Origin of the sequence: Gordonibacter sp. RACS_AR68, from assembly GCF_030418485.1 — a bacterium.
Lineage (GTDB): Bacteria > Actinomycetota > Coriobacteriia > Coriobacteriales > Eggerthellaceae > Gordonibacter > Gordonibacter urolithinfaciens.
In genome coordinates, this window is the sequence record NZ_JAIPUP010000007.1 from 84,889 (window position 1) to 102,514 (window position 17,626).

Consider the following 17,626-nt stretch of genomic DNA (forward strand, 5'->3'; position numbering starts at 1 on the left):
GAAGCGTCGCCCTGCAAGAACGCGAACGGATGTTTCACGTGAAACAGTCCGACGCTGCGGCGCGCCCTTTCCCGAACCATACGAAAAACAAGGTTGGAGATCATGAACAAGAAACAGAAACGCACGAGGAACCGCATCGTCCTCGCCATCGCGCTGTTCGTCGTCGTGTACGTCGTGGCGGAGCTGCTTCCGCTGTCGACGTGGCTCGGCAGCGAGACGACGGCGCTGTGGGTGGAGTTCGCGCTGTTCCTCGTCCCCTACCTCATCGCCGGCTACGACGTGCTGCTGCGCGCGGCGAAGAACATCGGCCACGGCCAGGTGTTCGACGAGAACTTCCTCATGAGCGTGGCCACCATCGGCGCTTTCGCGCTGGTGCTGTTCCCCGACAGCGACCCGCACATGGCCGAAGGCGCGGCCGTTATGCTGTTCTACCAGGTGGGCGAGCTGTTCCAAAGCTACGCCGTGGGCAAATCGCGCAAGTCCATCGCCGACATGATGGACATCGCGCCCGACTTCGCCAACGTGGAGCGCGACGGGCGGCTCGTGCAGGTGGATCCCTACGAGGTGGCCGTGGGCGACGAGATCGTCGTCAAAGCCGGCGAGCGCGTCCCGCTCGACGGCGTGGTGACAAGCGGCACGTCGCAGCTCGACACCGCGGCCCTCACCGGCGAGTCGGTGCCGCGCGAGGTGCGCGAAGGCGACGAGATCATCTCGGGCTGCGTCAACATGACCGGCCTCATCACAGTGCGTGCGACCAAGCCCTTCGGCGAGTCCACCGTGAGTCGCATCCTCGAGCTCGTGGAGAACGCGGCCGAGAAGAAGGCCAAGACCGAGAACTTCATCACCCGCTTCGCGCGCTACTACACCCCGGCGGTCGTCGGCATCGCGGTGCTGCTGGCCGTCGTGCCGCCGCTCGTGCTGGGCCAGAACTGGTCCGACTGGGTGCAGCGCGGGCTGATCTTCCTCGTGGTGTCGTGCCCCTGCGCGCTCGTCATCAGCGTGCCCTTGTCGTTCTTCGGCGGCATCGGCGGCGCCTCGCGCCTCGGCATCCTCGTGAAGGGCAGCAACTACCTGGAGACGTTGAGCCATGCCGAGACGGTCGTGTTCGACAAGACCGGCACGCTCACCGACGGCTCGTTCAACGTGGTTGCCGTGCACCCCGCCTCCGGCATCGACCCCGACCGGCTGCTGTCCATCGCGGCGCACGCCGAGGCGTACTCGAACCACCCGATCGCCCTGTCGGTGCGCGCGGCCTACTCGGGACCCATCGACCAGCAGCGCATCGACGACGTGCAGGAGCAGAGCGGCCACGGCGTGCGGGCGCGCATCGACGAGCACGTGGTGCTCGTAGGCAACGACAAGCTCATGAGCGAGTGCGGCGTGGGCTGCCACGACTGCGAGCTGACCGGCACCATCCTGCACGTGTCGCTCGACGGGGAGTACATCGGCCACATCGTCATCGCCGACGTCGTGAAGCCCGACGCGGCCGAGGCCGTCGCCGCCTTGCGCGCGGCCGGCGTGAAGAAGACCGTCATGCTGACGGGCGACCGCGCCGACGTGGCCGCCGCCGTGGCGAAGGAGCTGGGCATCGACGAGTTCCGCGCGCAGCTTCTGCCCCAGGACAAGGTGGCGGAAGTGGAGAAGCTCCTCGAAGAGACGCACGCGCACGCCACCGGGAAGGGCAAGCTGGCGTTCGTGGGCGACGGCATCAACGACGCGCCCGTGCTCACCCGCGCCGACATCGGCATCGCCATGGGCGCGATGGGCTCGGACGCGGCCATCGAGGCGGCCGACGTGGTGCTCATGGACGACAAGCCGTCCAACATCGCGCGGGCGATCGGCATCGCCCGCAAGACCATGGGCATCGTGTGGCAGAACATCGTGTTCGCCCTCGGCGTGAAGTTCCTCGTGCTGATCCTGGCGGCGGTGGGCATCGCGAACATGTGGCTGGCCGTGTTCGCCGACGTGGGCGTGGCCGTGATCGCCGTCCTCAACGCCATGCGCGCCATGAACGTGAGGAAGAGGTAGGGCGCACGGGGGACGCTCGACTCGATCCATCCCGATTGCCGAGGCAACGGCGCGTTCATGGGCAGTCAACGGGAGCGCGACCGGTTGGGCGCAGAGGGGTCGGCGCTAGAAGTCCGCGGTACGCTGGCGGGCATGGAATCTCGCAAGACATCAGGTAACGCCCCCGCGCCCTCCGACCACTCGAAGCTGCGGCCGTTCGTCGTCGCCGGGCGATGGGCGGCCGCCGTTGCCTGGGGCGCGGCGGTCGTGGTGTTCTGGCCCGCCATCCCCCGCATGTTCGCCGCCTTTTTACTCGCCTTCCTCCTGGTGAACGCGCTCTGGCAGCATGCGGAGCTCAAGCGGGCATGTGCGATGGCGTTCGCCCTCACGGGGCTGCTCGCCATCGTGGGAGAGGTTGCCCTGGGGACCGCCGACTTCGAGTCCGTCCCGGTGCTCTGGCTCGTGGACGCGCTCGGCGCGGTCATCGGGGTCCTCGCGGCCTACACCGCGCTACCGCCGATCGACCGGGCGCTCAACCGGCTCCCGTAACGCGCAGTCCACCGCCCCCTCGCCTTCCCGCCCCTTCTCGCCATGCGCGCCCATCGCGCCGGAGCCGCCCATACCGTGTCGCTCCAAGTCAGATGCCAAGCGCCTAGAAGCCGCTCCCGGCAGCCCTCCTCGCTGCGCGGCGGCGCGTTTTCTGCTACCGTGTTCGGAAACGCCCGCAGGAGAAGGAGCCGAGCGCATGCGCATACTCATCGTGGAAGACGACGCGGCCATCGTGGCCAGCCTGACCGACCTCTTGCGCCGGGAGGGCTACGAGACCGAGCACGCCGACGGCCAGGACGCCGCCGCGGCGCTGCTGGCAGGCGAGCGGTTCGACCTGGCCCTCGTGGACATCGCACTCGCGCAGGGCAACGGGTTCGCCGTGTGCGCGGCGGCGAAGGCGGCCGACCCCGCGCCGGCCGTGATCTTCCTCACGGCCTCCGATGACGAGTACAGCACGGTGGCCGGCCTCGACATGGGTGCCGACGACTACATCGCCAAGCCCTTCCGCGCCCGCGAGCTGCTCTCGCGCGTGAAAAGCGTGCTTCGCCGCACCTCCGGCGCGTCCGCCGCGCTGCGCCTGGGCGACGTTGAGGTGGATCCGACGGCGGCCGCCGTGCGCAAGGCGGGCGCCGAGGTGCAGCTGACCGCTCTCGAGTACCGGCTGCTGCTCCTGTTCGCGCAGAGCCAGGGGCGCCTGGTCACGCGCGAGCACGTGCGCAACGCCATCTGGGACAGCGCCGGCGAGTATGTGAGCGACAACACCCTCAACGTGTACGTGAAGCGCCTGCGCGACAAGATAGAGGACGACCCGACAAACCCCAAACTCGTGCTCACGGTGCGCGGACTCGGGTACAAGGCGGGCCCTGTCGCGGAAGGCGGCGCGCGATGAGCCTTCTGCGCAACCGCTCCCTCGCGGTGGAGCTCGCCGTTCTGGCCGCGGTGCTCGGCGTCGTTGCCGCGCTCGCGTGGACGCTCGCCGGGCCGGGCGCGGGGCTTGCGGCGCTGGCGTCCCTCGCCCTCGCCTGCACACTCTTCACCGCGTTATCGGCCCGGCGCTACCGGGAGATCGCGCGGCTGGCCGCCGAGGTGGACGAGGTGCTGCACGGCGGCCGGAGCATCGACTTCGCGGACTACCGCGAGGGCGACGTGGCCGTTCTCAAGAACGAGCTGGCGAAGATGACGGCCGCGCTCGCGGGGGCCACCGATCGCCTCGGGCAGGAGAAGGCCGCGCTCGCCGATGCACTCGCCGACGTGTCGCACCAGATCAGGACGCCGCTCACCGCCATCGGCCTGCTGGTGCCCGCCATCGAGGACGCCGAGGGCCCCGACGAGCGCGCCCGCGCCCTGCGCGAGCTGGAGGCGCTCGTGGAGCGCGTGGGCTGGCTCGTGACGACGCTCCTCAAGCTGGCGAAGGCCGACGCCGGGGCCATCCGCGTGCAGGCCGCTCCCGTGGACGTGGAGCGCCTCGTGCGCGACGCGTTCGCCCCGCTCGCCGGCGCGTTCGACCTGCGCGGCGTGTCCTTCGAGGCGGACGTGGCGCCGGGCGCGTCGTTCGCGGGCGATGCCGCCTGGTCGGCCGAGGCGCTCGGCAACGTGCTGAAGAACTGCCTCGAGCACACGCCCGCCGGCGGCATCGTGCACGTGAGCGCGCATGAGGACGCCGTGGCGTTGCGCCTGCGCGTCACGGACACGGGCCCTGGCATCGCGGCAGAGGACCTGCCGCACCTGTTCGAGCGCTTCTACCGCGGCGCGGGATCGGAGGGCTTCGGCATCGGGCTCTCGCTCGCGCGCTCGCTCACCGTCGCCCAAGGCGGGACGCTGCGCGCCGGCAACGACCGCGCAACCGACGGCGCGCGCTTCGACTTCGCGTTTCCCAAGATGGTGGTGTGAGGGAGGGCGACCAGGGATGCGCGAGGTAAGGCCCAGAACCAAAGTGACTATTTCGTAATGCGGGGTTCACGTCGCCGAAAGGCCGCGATGGGACACTGTCCGTAGAGAACCGGGCGAGAAAGGCGAAACCTATGGACATCCTGACCACCGAGCGGCTGACGAAGGTGTACGGGCAGGGCGCGACGGCGCTCAAGGCCCTCGACAACGTGTCGCTCTCCATCGGGCAAGGCGAGTTCGTGGCCATCGTGGGCTCGTCGGGTTCCGGTAAGTCGACGCTTCTGCACCTCATGGGCGGCGTCGACCGCCCCACGTCGGGCACCGTGCGCCTGGCCGGCACGGACGTGTACGCGCGCTCCGACGAGGAGCTCGCCGTGCTGCGCCGGCGCGAGGTGGGGCTGGTCTACCAGTTCTACAACCTCATCCCCGTGCTCAACGTGGTGGAGAACATGACGCTGCCCGTGCTCATGGACGGGCGCAAGGTGAACGAGGAGCGCCTGCGCACGCTTCTGGACGGCCTGGGGCTGCGCGGCCACGAGGGCTTCCTGCCCAACCAGCTCTCCGGCGGCCAGCAGCAGCGCGTGGCCATCGGGCGCGCCCTCATGAACGCGCCGGCCGTGGTGCTGGCCGACGAGCCCACCGGCAACCTCGACTCTCGCAACTCCCGCGAGATCATGGCGCTCCTGCGTGACTCGAACCGCCACTTCGACCAGACGCTCGTCGTCATCACCCATGACGAGGACATCGCCTGCGCGGCCGACCGCGTCGTCGCCATCGAGGACGGGCGCGTGGCCTCGGACGAGAGGCGGCGCTAGCATGGGCATCTTCACGCGCTTCACGCTGCGGTCGCTCGCGAAGAACCGCGTGCGCACCGCCGTCACCGTGGCGGGCATAGCGCTCTCCACCGCGCTCCTGGCCGCCGTGCTCACGAGCGTGGGCAGCATGCAGGCGGCGCTCCTGCAGCGGACGATGGACACCGAGGGCTCGTGGCACGTCTTCTCCTCCGAGCTGACGGCGTCCGACGTCAGCGCGCTCGCGGAGAGCGACAAGGTGAGCGACCTCGCCACGTTCACGAAGGGCGGCACGGCGGCGCTGTCGGAGGAGGACGCGAACAGCCTGGGCGACTTCCTCACCCTGAAGAGCATGCCCACCGTGGCGAAGGGGTCGGACGAGCCGATGGGCGCGCCCTACGCCGTCATGCCCGAGCTCGTGGAGGGCGGCATGCCGCAGACGGCGGACGAGGTGATCCTGCCCGACTACCTCAAGAGCGAGACGCTCGGAGCCGACGGCAGCGGCGGCGTGCGCTCCGACGGCCCGATCGCGGTGGGATCGTCCGTGACGGCCGACCTGGGCGTTCGCACGCTCGGCGACGACGGCGAGGAGGCCGTGGTCGACCCGCGCACGCGCACGCTCGTGGTGACCGGGTTCTACGAGCGCCAGCCGCCCTTCCTGGCGAACAACTACGCGGTGGCCACGTACTCCTCGGTCGCGATCAACGCCGCCGGCTCTCCTGCGGGCATCGGCGAGGGCGAGGACGACGCGACGATGGGCGCGTACGTCGTGACGCGGGGCATCGGCAGCGTCGAGGAGATGCACGCGTTCTTCCAGGACACGACGGGCCTTCCCGATTCGGACGCGACCCTGTACCACGGGAACCTGTTCACGTACCTCGGCATCTCCGACGGACGGCCCATCTGGGGCACGCTCTGGATGGTCGCGGCCGTGCTCGCCATGGTGATCGTGGCGGCGTCGGTGTCGCTCATCTACAACGCCTTCGCCATCTCGGTGGCCGAGCGCACGCGCCAGTTCGGCCTGCTGGCCTCGCTCGGCGCGTCGAGGCGGCAGCTGCGGCGCACGGTGCTCGCCGAGGCGCTCGTGCTGGGCCTCGTGGGGGTGCCGCTGGGGCTCGTGCTGGGCGTCGCCGGCACGGCCGGGGCGTTCGCGGTGTCTCAGGAGGCGTTCGCCTCCTTCGTGAGCGGGATCGAAGGCGTGCCCGTGCGCGTCGACCCGCTCGTGCTGGCGGCCGCCGCCGCGCTCTCGCTGGCCACGCTCGTGGCGAGCGCGTGGGCGCCGGCCCTGCGCGCCAGCCGCGTGTCGGCCGTCGACGCCATACGGCAGACGCAGGACGTGCGGCTTTCCAAGCGCGCCGCGCGGCGCGCCTCGGCCGGGGAGGGCACGTCCGTCAAGCTCGGCTGGCACGGGAGGCACTTCGGCCTGCCGGGGTTCGTGGCGCACCGCAACCTCTCGCGCTCCGCGTCGCGCGGACGCACCGTGGTGGCGTCGCTCGCGGTGAGCGTCGTTCTCATCGTCGCCACCGGCAGCCTGGCGGACGCCCTGGCGCCCATCTCCGACCGGGTCGGGCGCGGCGGCGCGGCGGGCCAGGCGGACGTCACGGTGTCGGCGCACGTGGACACCTACGACCGGGGATCGACCGTCGACCTGCACTCCTACGCCCAGGAGCTCGACCGCTTCCTCGAGCAGGCGCGCGGCGTCGAAGGGGTAGAGCTCCTGGGCTCCACGCGCCAGGGGCAGGCCGAGGCCGTCGTGCCCGCAAGCATGATCTCGCCCGAGGCGAAGGAGGCGCGCGAGCGCATCGACGCCGAGCGCAACGGCGCGTACAGCGCCCCGAGCTTCAACGCGCAGGGCGACTACCTCGGCTTGGTGGCGCTGTTCTACCTCGACGACGCCTCATGGCGCTCGCTCGTGGCGGAGCTGGGCCAGGACGAGGCGGCGTTCTGCGATCCTCGCAACCCGCGCGCCATCGGCCTGAACACGTTCCAGGAAACGCTCATGGACGGCACCTACGTCTCGACCGCGCCCTTCGCCGCCACGGGCGATGTCGACCTGTTCGCCATCGAAGGGCGCGAGGGGTTCTCCACGCTGGGCCTTCGGGAGGGGCCCGACGGCGGGCTGGTCGCGGGCTACCTTGACACGGAGGACCCCGAGCGCATCGAGGCCCTTCCCCTCGACGACGTGGCGACAGGCGTCGGGATCGAGGTGGGCGCGCTTGCCGATGGGGAGCCCGACGTGCTCAACGCCCTGGGCGCGAGCAGCCAGTTCCCCGCGCTCATCCTGCCCGAGAGCGCGGCTGCCGCTCCCGCGGACGACCGCTTCGCGAGCCCCTTCACGTACTCGTTCGCGAGCTTCTCCTTCAAGGCCGCCGACCATGCGAAGGCCGCCGAGGAGCTGGAGGCGCTGGCCGAGGGGATCGACGGCGTCTCGTTCTTCGTGTCCGACCTCGAGGAGAGCGCGCGCCAGGACCGCCTGACGACGCAGGCCATCCAGCTGTTCGTAATGTGCTTCTCCGTCATCATGGCGCTCATCGCGGTGGCGAACGTGTTCAACACGCTGGCGAACAGCATCATCCTGCGCACGCGCGAGTTCGCGGTGCTGAAGTCGGTCGGTATGGGGGGCCGGGCGTTCGCCCGGATGCTCGCCTGCGAGTGCGCGAGCTACGCGGCGCGCGGCCTGGCGATCGGCCTGGCGGCTGCGACCGCCGTGGCGTGGGCGCTCCATCAGGCCACGGCTTTGGCGTTCGAGGGCCTCGCGTTCTCGCTGCCATGGCCCTACGTGGGCGCCGCGGTGGGCATGGTGCTCGCGGTGCTCGCCCTGAGCGTGGCCTACGCGCTCGCCCGCGCCCGCGCCGGCAGCATCGTGGAGGCCCTGCGCGCCGACGCGATCTAGGGATCGCCATTTCCCCGCGCAAGGGCCCCGGAACCTCGCTTTTCCGAGCGCGCCGGTCGACATGTTAAGATGGTTGCCGGCGCCTCGGAACGGGGTGGCATAGGCGCTTTGCGCAAGGAGGAACGCATGCTCGACTTGAACCGCACCATGTTCTACAAGACGGAGTTCGATATCTTGGCGCCGAAGGGGCAAGACGCCCTCTGGTCCGTCGTCCTGAAGATCCGCGGATGGATCGCCGACAAGGCGCGCAGATCGTCGTACCGCTTCCCTTGCGACAACGCCACCTGGACCTCCCTCAAGAACGGGACTCGTGCCAAGGCCGAGGGGGCGGACGTGGAGATGTACTCGTCGCTCCATATCGAAGAGGGCGTGTACACATGGGCATGCCGGTTTGCGGAGAACGTCGATCTCAAGGACGGCAGCGCTCCCCGCCAGTGGCTCACCGAGGTCGGGTTCAAGGGACGCAGCCTCGAGGAGGGCACCTTCTCCCTCGTTTTGTCGTATAGCGACCGGGCGGGCTTCATCGGCCCTCTGCAGGCCGTGCCGGGCCGCAGCATCCCGAAGCTCGTCGACTACCTCCTGAAAGACGACGCGCTGGACTGCACCGTGTCGGGCATCAATGTCAAGTCCGGCCCCGTCGAAGTAGGGTCGGAGAACGCGCAGGAGATGCTCGGCATCATCGCGAACACCGACCGCGGCATACCCGTCGTGTTCGCCAGCCCGGGCACTCTCGGGCAACCGCTCGTCGACCCGCACGAACTCCACCGGGCGCTGGGACCGAACGCGTTGGTGTGCTACGCAATGGGCCTCCAAGCAGCAGAGGCAATGAACAGCCTGCTCGAGCCCCTACGCCTTGCCTGCTTCGGTGGCGCGGTCCGTGTCTACGCAACGCAGCCACGCGTAGACGAGCCCCTTGACCACGCGCGCCATCGGTTCGTCGCCGCTTCCGCCATCCGCGAGCACGGCGAGGACTACGTGGTCGACATGCTGAGACGCGCGCTCGCCCAAGACGTCCATTTCTGGCAGAGCATGCTGCGTGTCGACGACGTCAAGCACCTCAACCGGGAATCCGCGCGCGAACGACGCATCGCCGAGCTCAAGCGCCGCTTCCAGGACGAGGCCCTCGAGGAGATGCTGTCCACCGAGGAGGCAACCGAAGCCCTCAAGCAGGACAACGAGCTGATCAAGGAAGAGAACAACCAGCTCAGGGAGGAAGTTCACAACCTTCGGGCCCGTTGCCAAAGCTACGAGGCCGCCTTCGCCGGCGCCTCCGCGGCGGATGGCGAAGGGCGGCTTGCCGAGATCGTCCGCGCCGCAAGGCGCCTCCCCCCGGCCACGGCGACGGAAACCGCCCGACTCGCCGTTGCGGCGTTCCCCGACCGGATAGACTTCACGGAGCGCGGGTGGGACTCATGCGGCGAGTGCCGCACGGATCCCTCCGTCTTGTGGGCCGCTATCCACGACATGTGCACCATTCTGCACCCGCTCTATGCCGGCAGCGAGAGCGTGGACATAGCGCGCGAGTTCAACAGCCGCTCTACCTTCTCGCTGGCGCGCGGCGAGGGCCGCATGACCCGCAAGAGCCCTAAGACCATGGCATCGCGCAAAGACGATTACCAGGGGCGCGACATCTTCATCGAACCCCACGTCAAGTCGAGTACCGGGAACCAGAAGGACCCGAACTTCGTCCGCATCTACTTCGACTGGGACGAAGCCAGCGAAAAGCTGGTGGTGGGTGATTGCGGCGGGCACCTCGAGAACCACTCCACGCGGTCCGTGCGGTAAGGCCGCCTGTCGCACCACGGCGTGCGACAGGCGGCCTACCTTCACCGGGGCGTCCCCTCAGCGGTTCTCTATGCTGCCGATGTTCTTGAGCTCGATGCTGATGAGGCCGTTCGGGCCGCTCACGAACTCGATGAACTCGGGGTTCTCGCCGAGCTCCGCGGGGAAGGTGATGTCGATGCCCGTGTCGGTGCGTATCTTATGGCTCCTCGCCACGCGCTTGGCCACGTTCTTCTCCACCACCACGCGCTCGGGAAGGGCCTCCTCGGCAAGCGCCTCCTCGAAACGGCGCTGCAGGGGCTCGTCTTCGAACACCTCTTCGCCGAGATCCCACGGGGCCAGCTCGTCGGATTCGGCAGCGTTCTCCGCCACGTAGGCCTTCGCCTTCGAGAGCGCCACGGTCGAGTTGGCGCCGTACTCCTCGGCCACCTCCTCCACCAGGCGCGCCACCGTGTCGAACACCTCCTTGCTCGAAGCCTCCATAGAGCATTGCAGAAGGCCGTCGGGGATGAGCCAGCGCCGCTCGCCCGCGATCTCGCGTTCCTTGTCGCAGAACGACACGCCGAGCGTCTTGGACTCGACCACCGCGAACGACGCCACCTTCTGCGAGGGGTTCGGCAGGATGGCATGGTGGCGCGCCACGTCCACGCGCTGCGCGCCGCTCTCGCCGTAGCCCACCTCGTGCATGTAGGCTTGCCGGCTCTCCAGCAGCATGAACGCGAAGTAGCGCTTGCCGCGCGCCTCGTAGGCGGCAGCAGCCTCCTCGTCGTCCATCGCGCGCACCATGGTGTCGGGATCGTCCTCGAAGTCGAGCACCAGGAGGTCGGCCGACTCGGACTTCTCCATGCGCCCCAGCTCGCCGGCGATGAACTCGGCTACCTGGACGGACAGCCCCACGAAGTCGCGCTGCCCGCGGAAGTAGGCTCGCAGCTCCTCGGCGAAGAGGCTGTCCTCGGCGAACTCGCCGCGCTTGGCGTCCATGTTGCCGAGCGCCTTCTTCGCGTGGCTCGTCACGTAGCGCTTGGCGTTCTTGCTGGCCAGGTCCAGCTCCTCCTGGGCATACACGTTAACGCACGACACGAAGTCGAAGACGTGCAGGATGGCATGGTTTATCTTCATGAACGGCTTACCTCTTCCTCTTTCTCTTCCTCGAACCCCCACAGGCGCACCTCGGGCACGAGCTCCACGCCCGCGCTCTCGCGCACGCGCGCCTGCACGTGGGCGATGAGCCGCCGCACGTCGGCAGCCGTCGCGCCGCCCGCGTTCACCACAAAGCCCGTGTGCTTCTCGGACACCTGCGCGCCGCCCACGCGGTAGCCGCGCAGGTCCGCCTCCTGCACGAGCTGCCCCACGAAGCATCCCTCGGGGCGCTTGAACGTGCTGCCGGCGCTGGGCAGTTCGAGCGGCTGTTTCTCGGCACGGCGGCGCGCGAGGTCGTCCATGCGCACCTGGACGGCAGCCGGGTCGTCCCGGCGAAGGACCAGCGTGGCGGCCAGCACCACGTAGCCCGCGCCATCCATCATGGAGTGGCGATACGACCATTCCGCCCGCTCGGCGTCCACTTCCTCCACGCTGCCGTCGGGGGCCAGGCAGCGCACCGAAGCGCACACGTCCTTGAACTCGCCGCCGTAGGCGCCCGCGTTCATGATGGCGGCTCCCCCCACCGTGCCCGGGATGCCGCTGGCGAACTCGTAGCCCGCGAGCCCTGCCGCGCACGCGGCGCGGGCGACATCGGCGTTCGAGCATCCCGCCTGCGCGCGCACCGTCTCGCCGTCCACCTGCAGCGCCGAGAGGTTCTCCGCCAACCGCATCACCACGCCGCGCACGCCCTCGTCGGCCGCCAGCACGTCGCTGCCCAGCCCCAGCACCCGGAAGCGCGCGCCCGCCCGGCGGCAGGCCGCCGCCACGGCGCACGCCTCGTCCTCGGTGCGCGGCTCCACGCAGCACTCGGCGGGGCCGCCGATGCGAAACGTCGTCATCTCCGCCAAGGGCGCGCCGCAATGCACGCCCTCCACGCCCACGATGCCGCGCAACTGCTCCAGGAGCGCTTCGTCCACCACCGCGCTCACCTCCTCCGGTTCAGCTCGTAGAGGCGCCGCAGGCCGCGCAGCGTGAGCGTGTCGTCGGCCCGCGCCTCGTGGCGCAGCAGCGCTGCCATGGCGGTCGCGTCCGCGCCCGTCACCACCACCGGCGCCTCGCAGCCGAGCTCGCTCAGCACCAGGTCCACCAGCCCGTCGATGCGCGCGACCTCGCCCATGACCACGCCGGCCTGCATGGCCTCGCGCGTGGACGTGCCGATGACGGACGCCGGCGCCTTCAGCTCCACACGCTGCAGGCGCGCGGCAGCCTGCGCGAGCGCCTTCGCGCCCAGCGCCAGCCCCGGCGCGATGATGCCGCCCACGAACGTGCCCTCGGCGTCCAGCACCTCGAAGTTCGTCGTCGTGCCCAGGTCCACCACCACGAGAGGCCCGCCGTAGTCGGCCAGTGCGGCCGCCAGGTCGGCTACGCGGTCGGGACCCACCTCGGCGGGGTCGCGGTAGCGCATCCTGATGCCCGTCTTCAGGCCGGGGCCCACCACGAGCGTCCGGCGGCCGCACTCCGCGTGCAGGGCGCGCGCCCACACGTCCACGAGGTCGGGAACGACGCACGAGAGAATGGAGCCGGCCGGCCGGACCGCGTCAGCCGCAGCGGCCGCATCCCCCTCCCCGGCGCCCTTGCGGCGCGCAAGCGCGTCGTGGAAACCCGTCACCACGAGGCGCGCCTCGTCGGACGTGCACCGCTCCGGCGTGGTGGCCTCCCATGTCGCCACGAGCTTCCCGCCGTCGAACAGCCCCAGCCGCGTGACGGTGTTCCCCACGTCGACCGCCAGCAGGCCGTCGGCCCGCTCGCCGCCGGCCGCCTCCCGCGCATCCGTTCCCATGATGTCGCCTCGCCTTCCGCGCCTGCACGCCCGTCGGGCCGCGCTGCGCCCTTTTACCCGATACTGCGAAATTGACGATGCTCTCCGTCGCTCGCTCCGATTATACTGTACCCGTCTCATCAGTAACCCGACTTCCCGAAGAGAGGGGAAGCGGATATACGAGAAGGAGCGGAACATGCAAGCCTTGAAGGGGCAGTTGACCCTGCGCGGCGTCGCCATCGGGTGCGTCGGCTGCGCGATCATCACCGCGGCATCGGCCTACACGGCCCTCAAGATGGGGGCGCTTCCCTGGCCCATCATCTTCGCAGCCATCATCTCCCTGTTCTTCCTGAAGGCCCTCGGGCGCACGAACCTGAACGAGGCGAACGTCACGCACACGGTCATGTCGGCCGGCGCCATGGTGGCGGGCGGGCTGGCGTTCACCATCCCCGGCGCCTGGATGCTCGGGCACGCCGCGGAGATCGACTGGTGGCAGATGCTGGCCGTGGCGCTGGCAGGCGTAGTGCTGGGCCTCGTGTGCACGGCCCTGCTGCGCCGGCACTTCATCGAGGACGCGGAGCTTGAGTACCCCATCGGCCAGGCGGCCGCGCAGACGCTCGTCGCGGGCGACTCCGGCGGCTCCACCGGCAAGAAGCTGTTCGGCGCCATGGGGCTTGCGGGCCTGTTCACGGCGTTGCGGGACGGGCTGGGCGCCATCCCCGCCCTGCTGTTCGGCAACGTGGCCCTGCCGGGCGTGGCGTTCGGGGTGTACCTCTCCCCCATGCTCCTTGCCGTGGGCTTCCTCGTAGGCACCGGCGCGGTGGCCGTGTGGTTCGCCGGGGCGCTCATCGGCAACTTCGGCATAGTCGTGGGCGGCACGGCCGCGGGGCTCTGGGACACGGCCGGGGCGCAGGGCATCGTGTCGAGCCTGGGAATGGGCGTCATGATGGGCTGCGGCGTGGGCGTCATCGCGAAGAACATCTTGCCGAAGGCCGTCTCGCTGCTCAAGGACACGCGCGGCTCGGTGGCCGTGAACCTCGGGAATGCCGGATCTCCGGCCCCCGTCGCCGGTGAGGCGCCTGGAAGCCCGGCCACCCGCCGCCAGCGGCGCCTTACCGCAGGGCTCGCGGCGCTGGCCGTGGCCGCCGTGGCGTTGCTTTTGTGCTTCGCGCTGGGGCTGGGCGCGCTGCCGAGCGTCGTCGTGGTGCTGCTCGCGTTCGTGACCTGCGCCATGAGCGCCCAGAGCGTGGGCCAGACCGGCATCGACCCCATGGAGATCTTCGGCCTCATCGTGCTCTTGGTCGTGGCCGCGTTCGCCGACGTGGCGCAGGTGCAGCTCTTCTTCGTGGCCGGCGTGGTGGCCGTGGCGTGCGGCCTGGCAGGCGACGTCATGAACGACTTCAAGGCGGGCCACGTGCTGGGCACGGACCCGCGGGCACAGTGGATCGGGCAGGCCGTGGGAGGCGTGCTGGGCGCCGTGGTGGCCGTGGCCGTCATGGCCGTGCTCCTGGCCGCCTACGGGCCCGACGCGTTCGGCCTGCAGGGCACGTTCGTGGCGGCGCAAGCGTCCGTCGTGGCCACCATGGTGGCGGGCATCCCCTCCGTGCCGGCGTTCCTTGTCGGCTTGGCCGTCGGCTTCGCGCTCTACCTGCTGGGCGCGCCGGCCATGATGCTGGGCCTGGGCATCTACCTGCCGTTCTACATGTCACTCACCGCGTTCCTCGGCGCCATGGCGAAGATGGCCTACGATGCCGTGTGCATGCGACGACGCGCGCTGCTGCCGCCCGACGAGGCAGCAGCGAAGCGCAAGGCGCAGGAAGAGACGGGTCTCGTGGTGGCGAGCGGCCTTCTGGGTGGCGAGTCGGTCGTGGGCGTGGTCATAGCCCTGGCCGCCGTCGTGGCCGGATTGGGGGCGTAAAGGGCGCCTCTCCCGCCCGGGCCCCGGCCCGGGAAGGGCGGCTTCGTGGTACCATGGCCAGGACGGGCGCGGCGCGGGACGCGCATCGGCCGACCTCGCAACCGCCCGCCCCGCCCAACCTTCGGAGGTTTCCCATGGAACTCATCGTCACCCTGTGCGCGGCGCTGTCCGCCGGCACGGTGTTCGGCGTCGTCGCCGGCGGAGTGAAGTACCGCCTGCACCGCAAGCGGAGCTATTCCGAAAAGGAGGTGGCCGCCTATCAGCATCTGTGGAGGAAGGGCTCCACCCTCATGCGGTTCGCCACGGGCACCGTCCTCGCCCTCGGGCTCGTCTGGTGCACCGGCTTCCTCGTCATCGGCGCGCTCTACCCCGACCAGACCGACTACGCGAACAACATGGCGGAGCTCATCGTGTGCGTGCTCACCGTGGTGTCCATCATCTTCGCCTTCTACGAGTTCGTGCGCAGGAAGTAGCGCCGCGCGCGGATCGGGCACGAAGCGAAACGGGTGCGGAGGTTGGCGTGGCAAGACAGCGAGAAGCCCCCTCGTGCAGATTCGGCACGAGGGGGCTTCTCGCTGCTGGCTCGTTCCGGCAGCCGTCGGGCCGCCGGAACCTAGTTGAACTTGAATATCTTCTGGGCCATGCGGTAGCCGGTGATGCCGATCTTGCGGCCCAGCTCGGTGGGCAGGTTCGTGCCCATGTTCAGCACGCTGCGGCGGATGCGCCGGTAGACCTCGGGGTTCTTCTCCTTGAGGTAGTCCCAGATGCCCTCGCGCTTGTCCTCGGCCTCGTCGGTGCCTATCATGCGCAGGAAGATGGAGCAGATGCACATCATCATGGACAGGTAGTTCTCCATGTAGCGCTCCAGGCGCTTCTCGGGAACGGCGTCGGGCAGCTGCACGGCGTCGATCATGAGGCGCGTGACGCGCAGCTGCTGGTCGATGCGGCCCTTCATGACGCTCTCGTTCACGCTCTGGTCCTCGCGGCCTATGTAGTAGCGGTACATGTCCACGTCGCGGTAGTAGATGGTGCGCACGTGCGGCAGCGGCACGTACACGAAGATGTTGTCCACGTAGAACGTGTGCTTCGGCAGCTCCAGGCCCATGTCGCGCAGAAGCTCGGTGCGGTAGACCACCGAGTGCATGAGCAGGTACTGGCTCTGGCCGAAGTGCCCCACCTCGTCCCAGCCGAACTCGCGTCCCTCGGGGAACACGTTGCGGTAGTGCATGACGGTGCGCGAGCCCTCGGACACCTTCTCATACACGTAGTTGCCGATCACGAGGTCCGTGGCGTCCTCGAGCTCGTTCTGGCGGCGCAGGTAGGCCATGATCTCGCGCATGGCGGCCTCGTCGAGCCAGTCGTCGGAATCCACCACCTTGAAGTAGCGCCCCGTGGCGTTGGCCAGGCCCGTGTTCACGGCCTGTCCGTGCCCGCCGTTCTCCTGGTGCACGGCCTTGATGATGCCGGGGTGCCGCTCCGCCCACGCATCGGCCTTGGCCGCGGTGTCGTCCTTCGTCGATCCGTCGTCCACGACGATGATCTCTATGTCGTCGCCGCACTTCAGGATGGACTCGATGCACGCGTCCATGTAATCGGCCGAGTTGTAGCACGGCACGGCGAAGGAGATGGTCTTCACGGCGCTACCCCACCAGCTCGTCTGCCAGCGCAAGCGCGCGTCCGATGATGACGTCCATGTTGTAGTAGCGGTACTCGGCCAAACGGCCCAGCGGGTGGAAGTTCGGCAGCGACTTCGTCAGCGCGCGGTAGCGCTCGTAGTGCGCGGCGTTCTCGTCGTTGATGATGGCGTAGTACGGCGTCTGCGTCTTGGGGTCGTCGTAGGAGTGGCTGTACTCCTTCATGATGGTGGTCTTTCCGGCCTCCTGGCCCGTGAGGTACTTGAACTCCGTGATGCGCGTGTAGTCCTCGGTCACGGTGAAGTTCACCGTGCCGCAGGGCAGCACGTGCTCGGCGTCGTGCGTCTCGTACACGAAGTCCAGGCTGCGGTACGGCAGGCGGCCGAAGCGCGACAGGAAGAGCTCGTCCAGCGGCCCGGTGTAGACGATGGGCCCCGTGAACGGGCGGTCCTTGACGTTGATGGCGGACAGGGGCGCGTCCTCGTCGTCGCTCTCGAACTCAAGGTCGAACACGCTTTCGGCCTCCACGCCCAGGCACACCTGGATGTTCTCGTGGTCGAGCATGCGCTCGAACAGCGGGGTGTAGCCGTGGAGGGGCATGCCCTGGAACGCGTCCTGGAAGTAGCGGTTGTCGCGCGACACGAACACGGGCACGCGCGCCGTGACGGAGGGATCCACCTCCTCGGGCGTGAGGCCCCACTGCTTCTGCGTGTAGTAGAGGAACACGTTCTTGTAGACGAAGTCGGCGATCTCGGAGAGCTCCGGGTCGTCCTGGGCGCGCAGCTCGGTGATGGTTACCTTGCGCTCGTCGCCGAACGTGTCGACGAGCTTCTCCGTGAGGCGCGCCGCCTTCTCCTCGCCGAAGGCGATCTCCATGGAGTTCTTGTTGAACGGCACGGGCAGGTAGGTGCCGTACCAGTCGGCCAGGACCTCGTGCTGGTAGTCGCGCCACTCGGTGAAGCGGCGCACGTAGTCGAAGGCGCGCTCGTCGTTGGTGTGGAAGATGTGCGGCCCGTAGCGGTGCACGAGGATGCCGGCCTCGTCGGCCTCGTCGTACATGTTGCCGCCGATATGCGGGCGCTTCTCCACCACGAGCACGCGCTTGCCGCCGCGCTCGGCCAGCTCGCGTGCCATGACGCCGCCCGCGAACCCGCTTCCCACGACGAGGGCGTCCACCTCGTCGATGTCGACGTCCTTGAAATCGCAGTACTGCACACCCATGGGGCACCTTCCTTTAGTCTCTATACCAGCGGTAGGGCCTCTCCC

At 69.2% G+C, this 17,626-nt stretch carries 14 protein-coding genes; 9 read left to right on the top strand and 5 right to left on the bottom strand.

Annotated features, from left to right (window positions below; translation table 11 throughout):
- Window positions 1–102: 102 nt before the first annotated feature.
- The 7 genes from K9U15_RS13210 (at window position 103) to K9U15_RS13240 (ending at window position 9,912) form a co-directional block, all read left to right on the top strand.
- Window positions 103–2,028, top strand: coding sequence for a heavy metal translocating P-type ATPase (locus tag K9U15_RS13210; protein WP_096228700.1), 1,926 nt, complete (start codon window positions 103–105; stop codon window positions 2,026–2,028).
- A 57-nt stretch (window positions 2,029–2,085) separates the two neighbouring features.
- Window positions 2,086–2,556 carry a hypothetical protein gene (locus K9U15_RS13215; RefSeq protein ID WP_301156334.1) on the top strand — a complete coding sequence of 157 codons (471 nt, stop codon included), beginning with the start codon at window positions 2,086–2,088 and terminating at the stop codon, window positions 2,554–2,556.
- Window positions 2,557–2,752: 196 nt separating this feature from the next.
- Window positions 2,753–3,445 (top strand): response regulator transcription factor, encoded by a 693-nt coding sequence (locus K9U15_RS13220; RefSeq protein WP_096228507.1) that lies wholly within the window; start codon window positions 2,753–2,755, stop codon window positions 3,443–3,445.
- On the top strand, window positions 3,442–4,446 hold the full coding sequence (locus K9U15_RS13225) for a sensor histidine kinase KdpD (protein WP_096228506.1): 1,005 nt from the start codon (window positions 3,442–3,444) through the stop codon (window positions 4,444–4,446). Before K9U15_RS13220 ends, K9U15_RS13225 begins: the two co-directional genes overlap by 4 nt.
- Before the next feature lie 131 nt (window positions 4,447–4,577).
- Window positions 4,578–5,258: an ABC transporter ATP-binding protein gene (locus tag K9U15_RS13230; protein WP_301156335.1), complete on the top strand. Its 681-nt coding sequence runs from the start codon at window positions 4,578–4,580 to the stop codon at window positions 5,256–5,258.
- A 1-nt stretch (window position 5,259) separates the two neighbouring features.
- Window positions 5,260–8,127, top strand: a complete 2,868-nt coding sequence (locus K9U15_RS13235) for an ABC transporter permease (RefSeq protein WP_301156336.1) — start codon at window positions 5,260–5,262, stop codon at window positions 8,125–8,127.
- A 126-nt stretch (window positions 8,128–8,253) separates the two neighbouring features.
- Window positions 8,254–9,912: a hypothetical protein gene (locus K9U15_RS13240; protein ID WP_123673551.1), complete on the top strand. Its 1,659-nt coding sequence runs from the start codon at window positions 8,254–8,256 to the stop codon at window positions 9,910–9,912.
- A 57-nt stretch (window positions 9,913–9,969) separates the two neighbouring features.
- Here the strand turns inward: K9U15_RS13240 and K9U15_RS13245 are convergent, their stop codons facing one another.
- From K9U15_RS13245 to K9U15_RS13255, 3 genes are read right to left on the bottom strand one after another with little or no spacing between them, the layout of a single operon-like run.
- Complete coding sequence (locus K9U15_RS13245; protein ID WP_096228502.1) at window positions 9,970–11,028, bottom strand: nucleoid-associated protein; 1,059 nt, start codon at window positions 11,026–11,028, stop codon at window positions 9,970–9,972.
- The gene (gene murB, locus K9U15_RS13250) at window positions 11,025–11,966 is read right to left on the bottom strand and encodes a UDP-N-acetylmuramate dehydrogenase (protein ID WP_123673553.1); all 942 of its coding nucleotides are present in this window, start codon (window positions 11,964–11,966) and stop codon (window positions 11,025–11,027) included. The genes K9U15_RS13245 and murB overlap by 4 nt, the downstream gene beginning before the upstream one ends.
- Before the next feature lie 8 nt (window positions 11,967–11,974).
- Window positions 11,975–12,829, bottom strand: a complete 855-nt coding sequence (locus K9U15_RS13255) for a type III pantothenate kinase (protein ID WP_301156340.1) — start codon at window positions 12,827–12,829, stop codon at window positions 11,975–11,977.
- A gap of 175 nt (window positions 12,830–13,004) precedes the next feature.
- On the opposite strand from K9U15_RS13255, the gene K9U15_RS13260 reads away from it, so the two are divergent.
- Window positions 13,005–14,726, top strand: a complete 1,722-nt coding sequence (locus tag K9U15_RS13260) for an OPT/YSL family transporter (protein WP_123673556.1) — start codon at window positions 13,005–13,007, stop codon at window positions 14,724–14,726.
- A gap of 134 nt (window positions 14,727–14,860) precedes the next feature.
- The gene (locus tag K9U15_RS13265; RefSeq protein ID WP_206613328.1) at window positions 14,861–15,199 is read left to right on the top strand and encodes a hypothetical protein; all 339 of its coding nucleotides are present in this window, start codon (window positions 14,861–14,863) and stop codon (window positions 15,197–15,199) included.
- Between the two features lie 140 nt (window positions 15,200–15,339).
- Here the strand turns inward: K9U15_RS13265 and K9U15_RS13270 are convergent, their stop codons facing one another.
- Together K9U15_RS13270 and glf are read right to left on the bottom strand one after the other, a co-directional pair.
- Window positions 15,340–16,362 (bottom strand): glycosyltransferase family 2 protein, encoded by a 1,023-nt coding sequence (locus K9U15_RS13270; protein ID WP_301156342.1) that lies wholly within the window; start codon window positions 16,360–16,362, stop codon window positions 15,340–15,342.
- A gap of 4 nt (window positions 16,363–16,366) precedes the next feature.
- Entirely contained in the window at window positions 16,367–17,581 is a 1,215-nt protein-coding gene (glf, locus tag K9U15_RS13275; RefSeq protein WP_123673560.1) for a UDP-galactopyranose mutase, read from the bottom strand.
- Window positions 17,582–17,626: the final 45 nt, after the last annotated feature.

What these genes read in the sequence shown, in the direction of transcription:
- K9U15_RS13210 (WP_096228700.1), top strand. Translation starts at nt 103, where the DNA reads ATGAACAAGAAACAGAAACGCACGAGGAACCGCATCGTCCTCGCCATC.
- K9U15_RS13215 (WP_301156334.1), top strand. Translation starts at nt 2,086, where the DNA reads ATGGGCAGTCAACGGGAGCGCGACCGGTTGGGCGCAGAGGGGTCGGCG.
- K9U15_RS13220 (WP_096228507.1), top strand. Translation starts at nt 2,753, where the DNA reads ATGCGCATACTCATCGTGGAAGACGACGCGGCCATCGTGGCCAGCCTG.
- K9U15_RS13225 (WP_096228506.1), top strand. Translation starts at nt 3,442, where the DNA reads ATGAGCCTTCTGCGCAACCGCTCCCTCGCGGTGGAGCTCGCCGTTCTG.
- K9U15_RS13230 (WP_301156335.1), top strand. Translation starts at nt 4,578, where the DNA reads ATGGACATCCTGACCACCGAGCGGCTGACGAAGGTGTACGGGCAGGGC.
- K9U15_RS13235 (WP_301156336.1), top strand. Translation starts at nt 5,260, where the DNA reads ATGGGCATCTTCACGCGCTTCACGCTGCGGTCGCTCGCGAAGAACCGC.
- K9U15_RS13240 (WP_123673551.1), top strand. Translation starts at nt 8,254, where the DNA reads ATGCTCGACTTGAACCGCACCATGTTCTACAAGACGGAGTTCGATATC.
- K9U15_RS13245 (WP_096228502.1), bottom strand. Translation starts at nt 11,028, where the DNA reads ATGAAGATAAACCATGCCATCCTGCACGTCTTCGACTTCGTGTCGTGC.
- K9U15_RS13255 (WP_301156340.1), bottom strand. Translation starts at nt 12,829, where the DNA reads ATGGGAACGGATGCGCGGGAGGCGGCCGGCGGCGAGCGGGCCGACGGC.
- K9U15_RS13260 (WP_123673556.1), top strand. Translation starts at nt 13,005, where the DNA reads ATGCAAGCCTTGAAGGGGCAGTTGACCCTGCGCGGCGTCGCCATCGGG.
- K9U15_RS13265 (WP_206613328.1), top strand. Translation starts at nt 14,861, where the DNA reads ATGGAACTCATCGTCACCCTGTGCGCGGCGCTGTCCGCCGGCACGGTG.
- glf (WP_123673560.1), bottom strand. Translation starts at nt 17,581, where the DNA reads ATGGGTGTGCAGTACTGCGATTTCAAGGACGTCGACATCGACGAGGTG.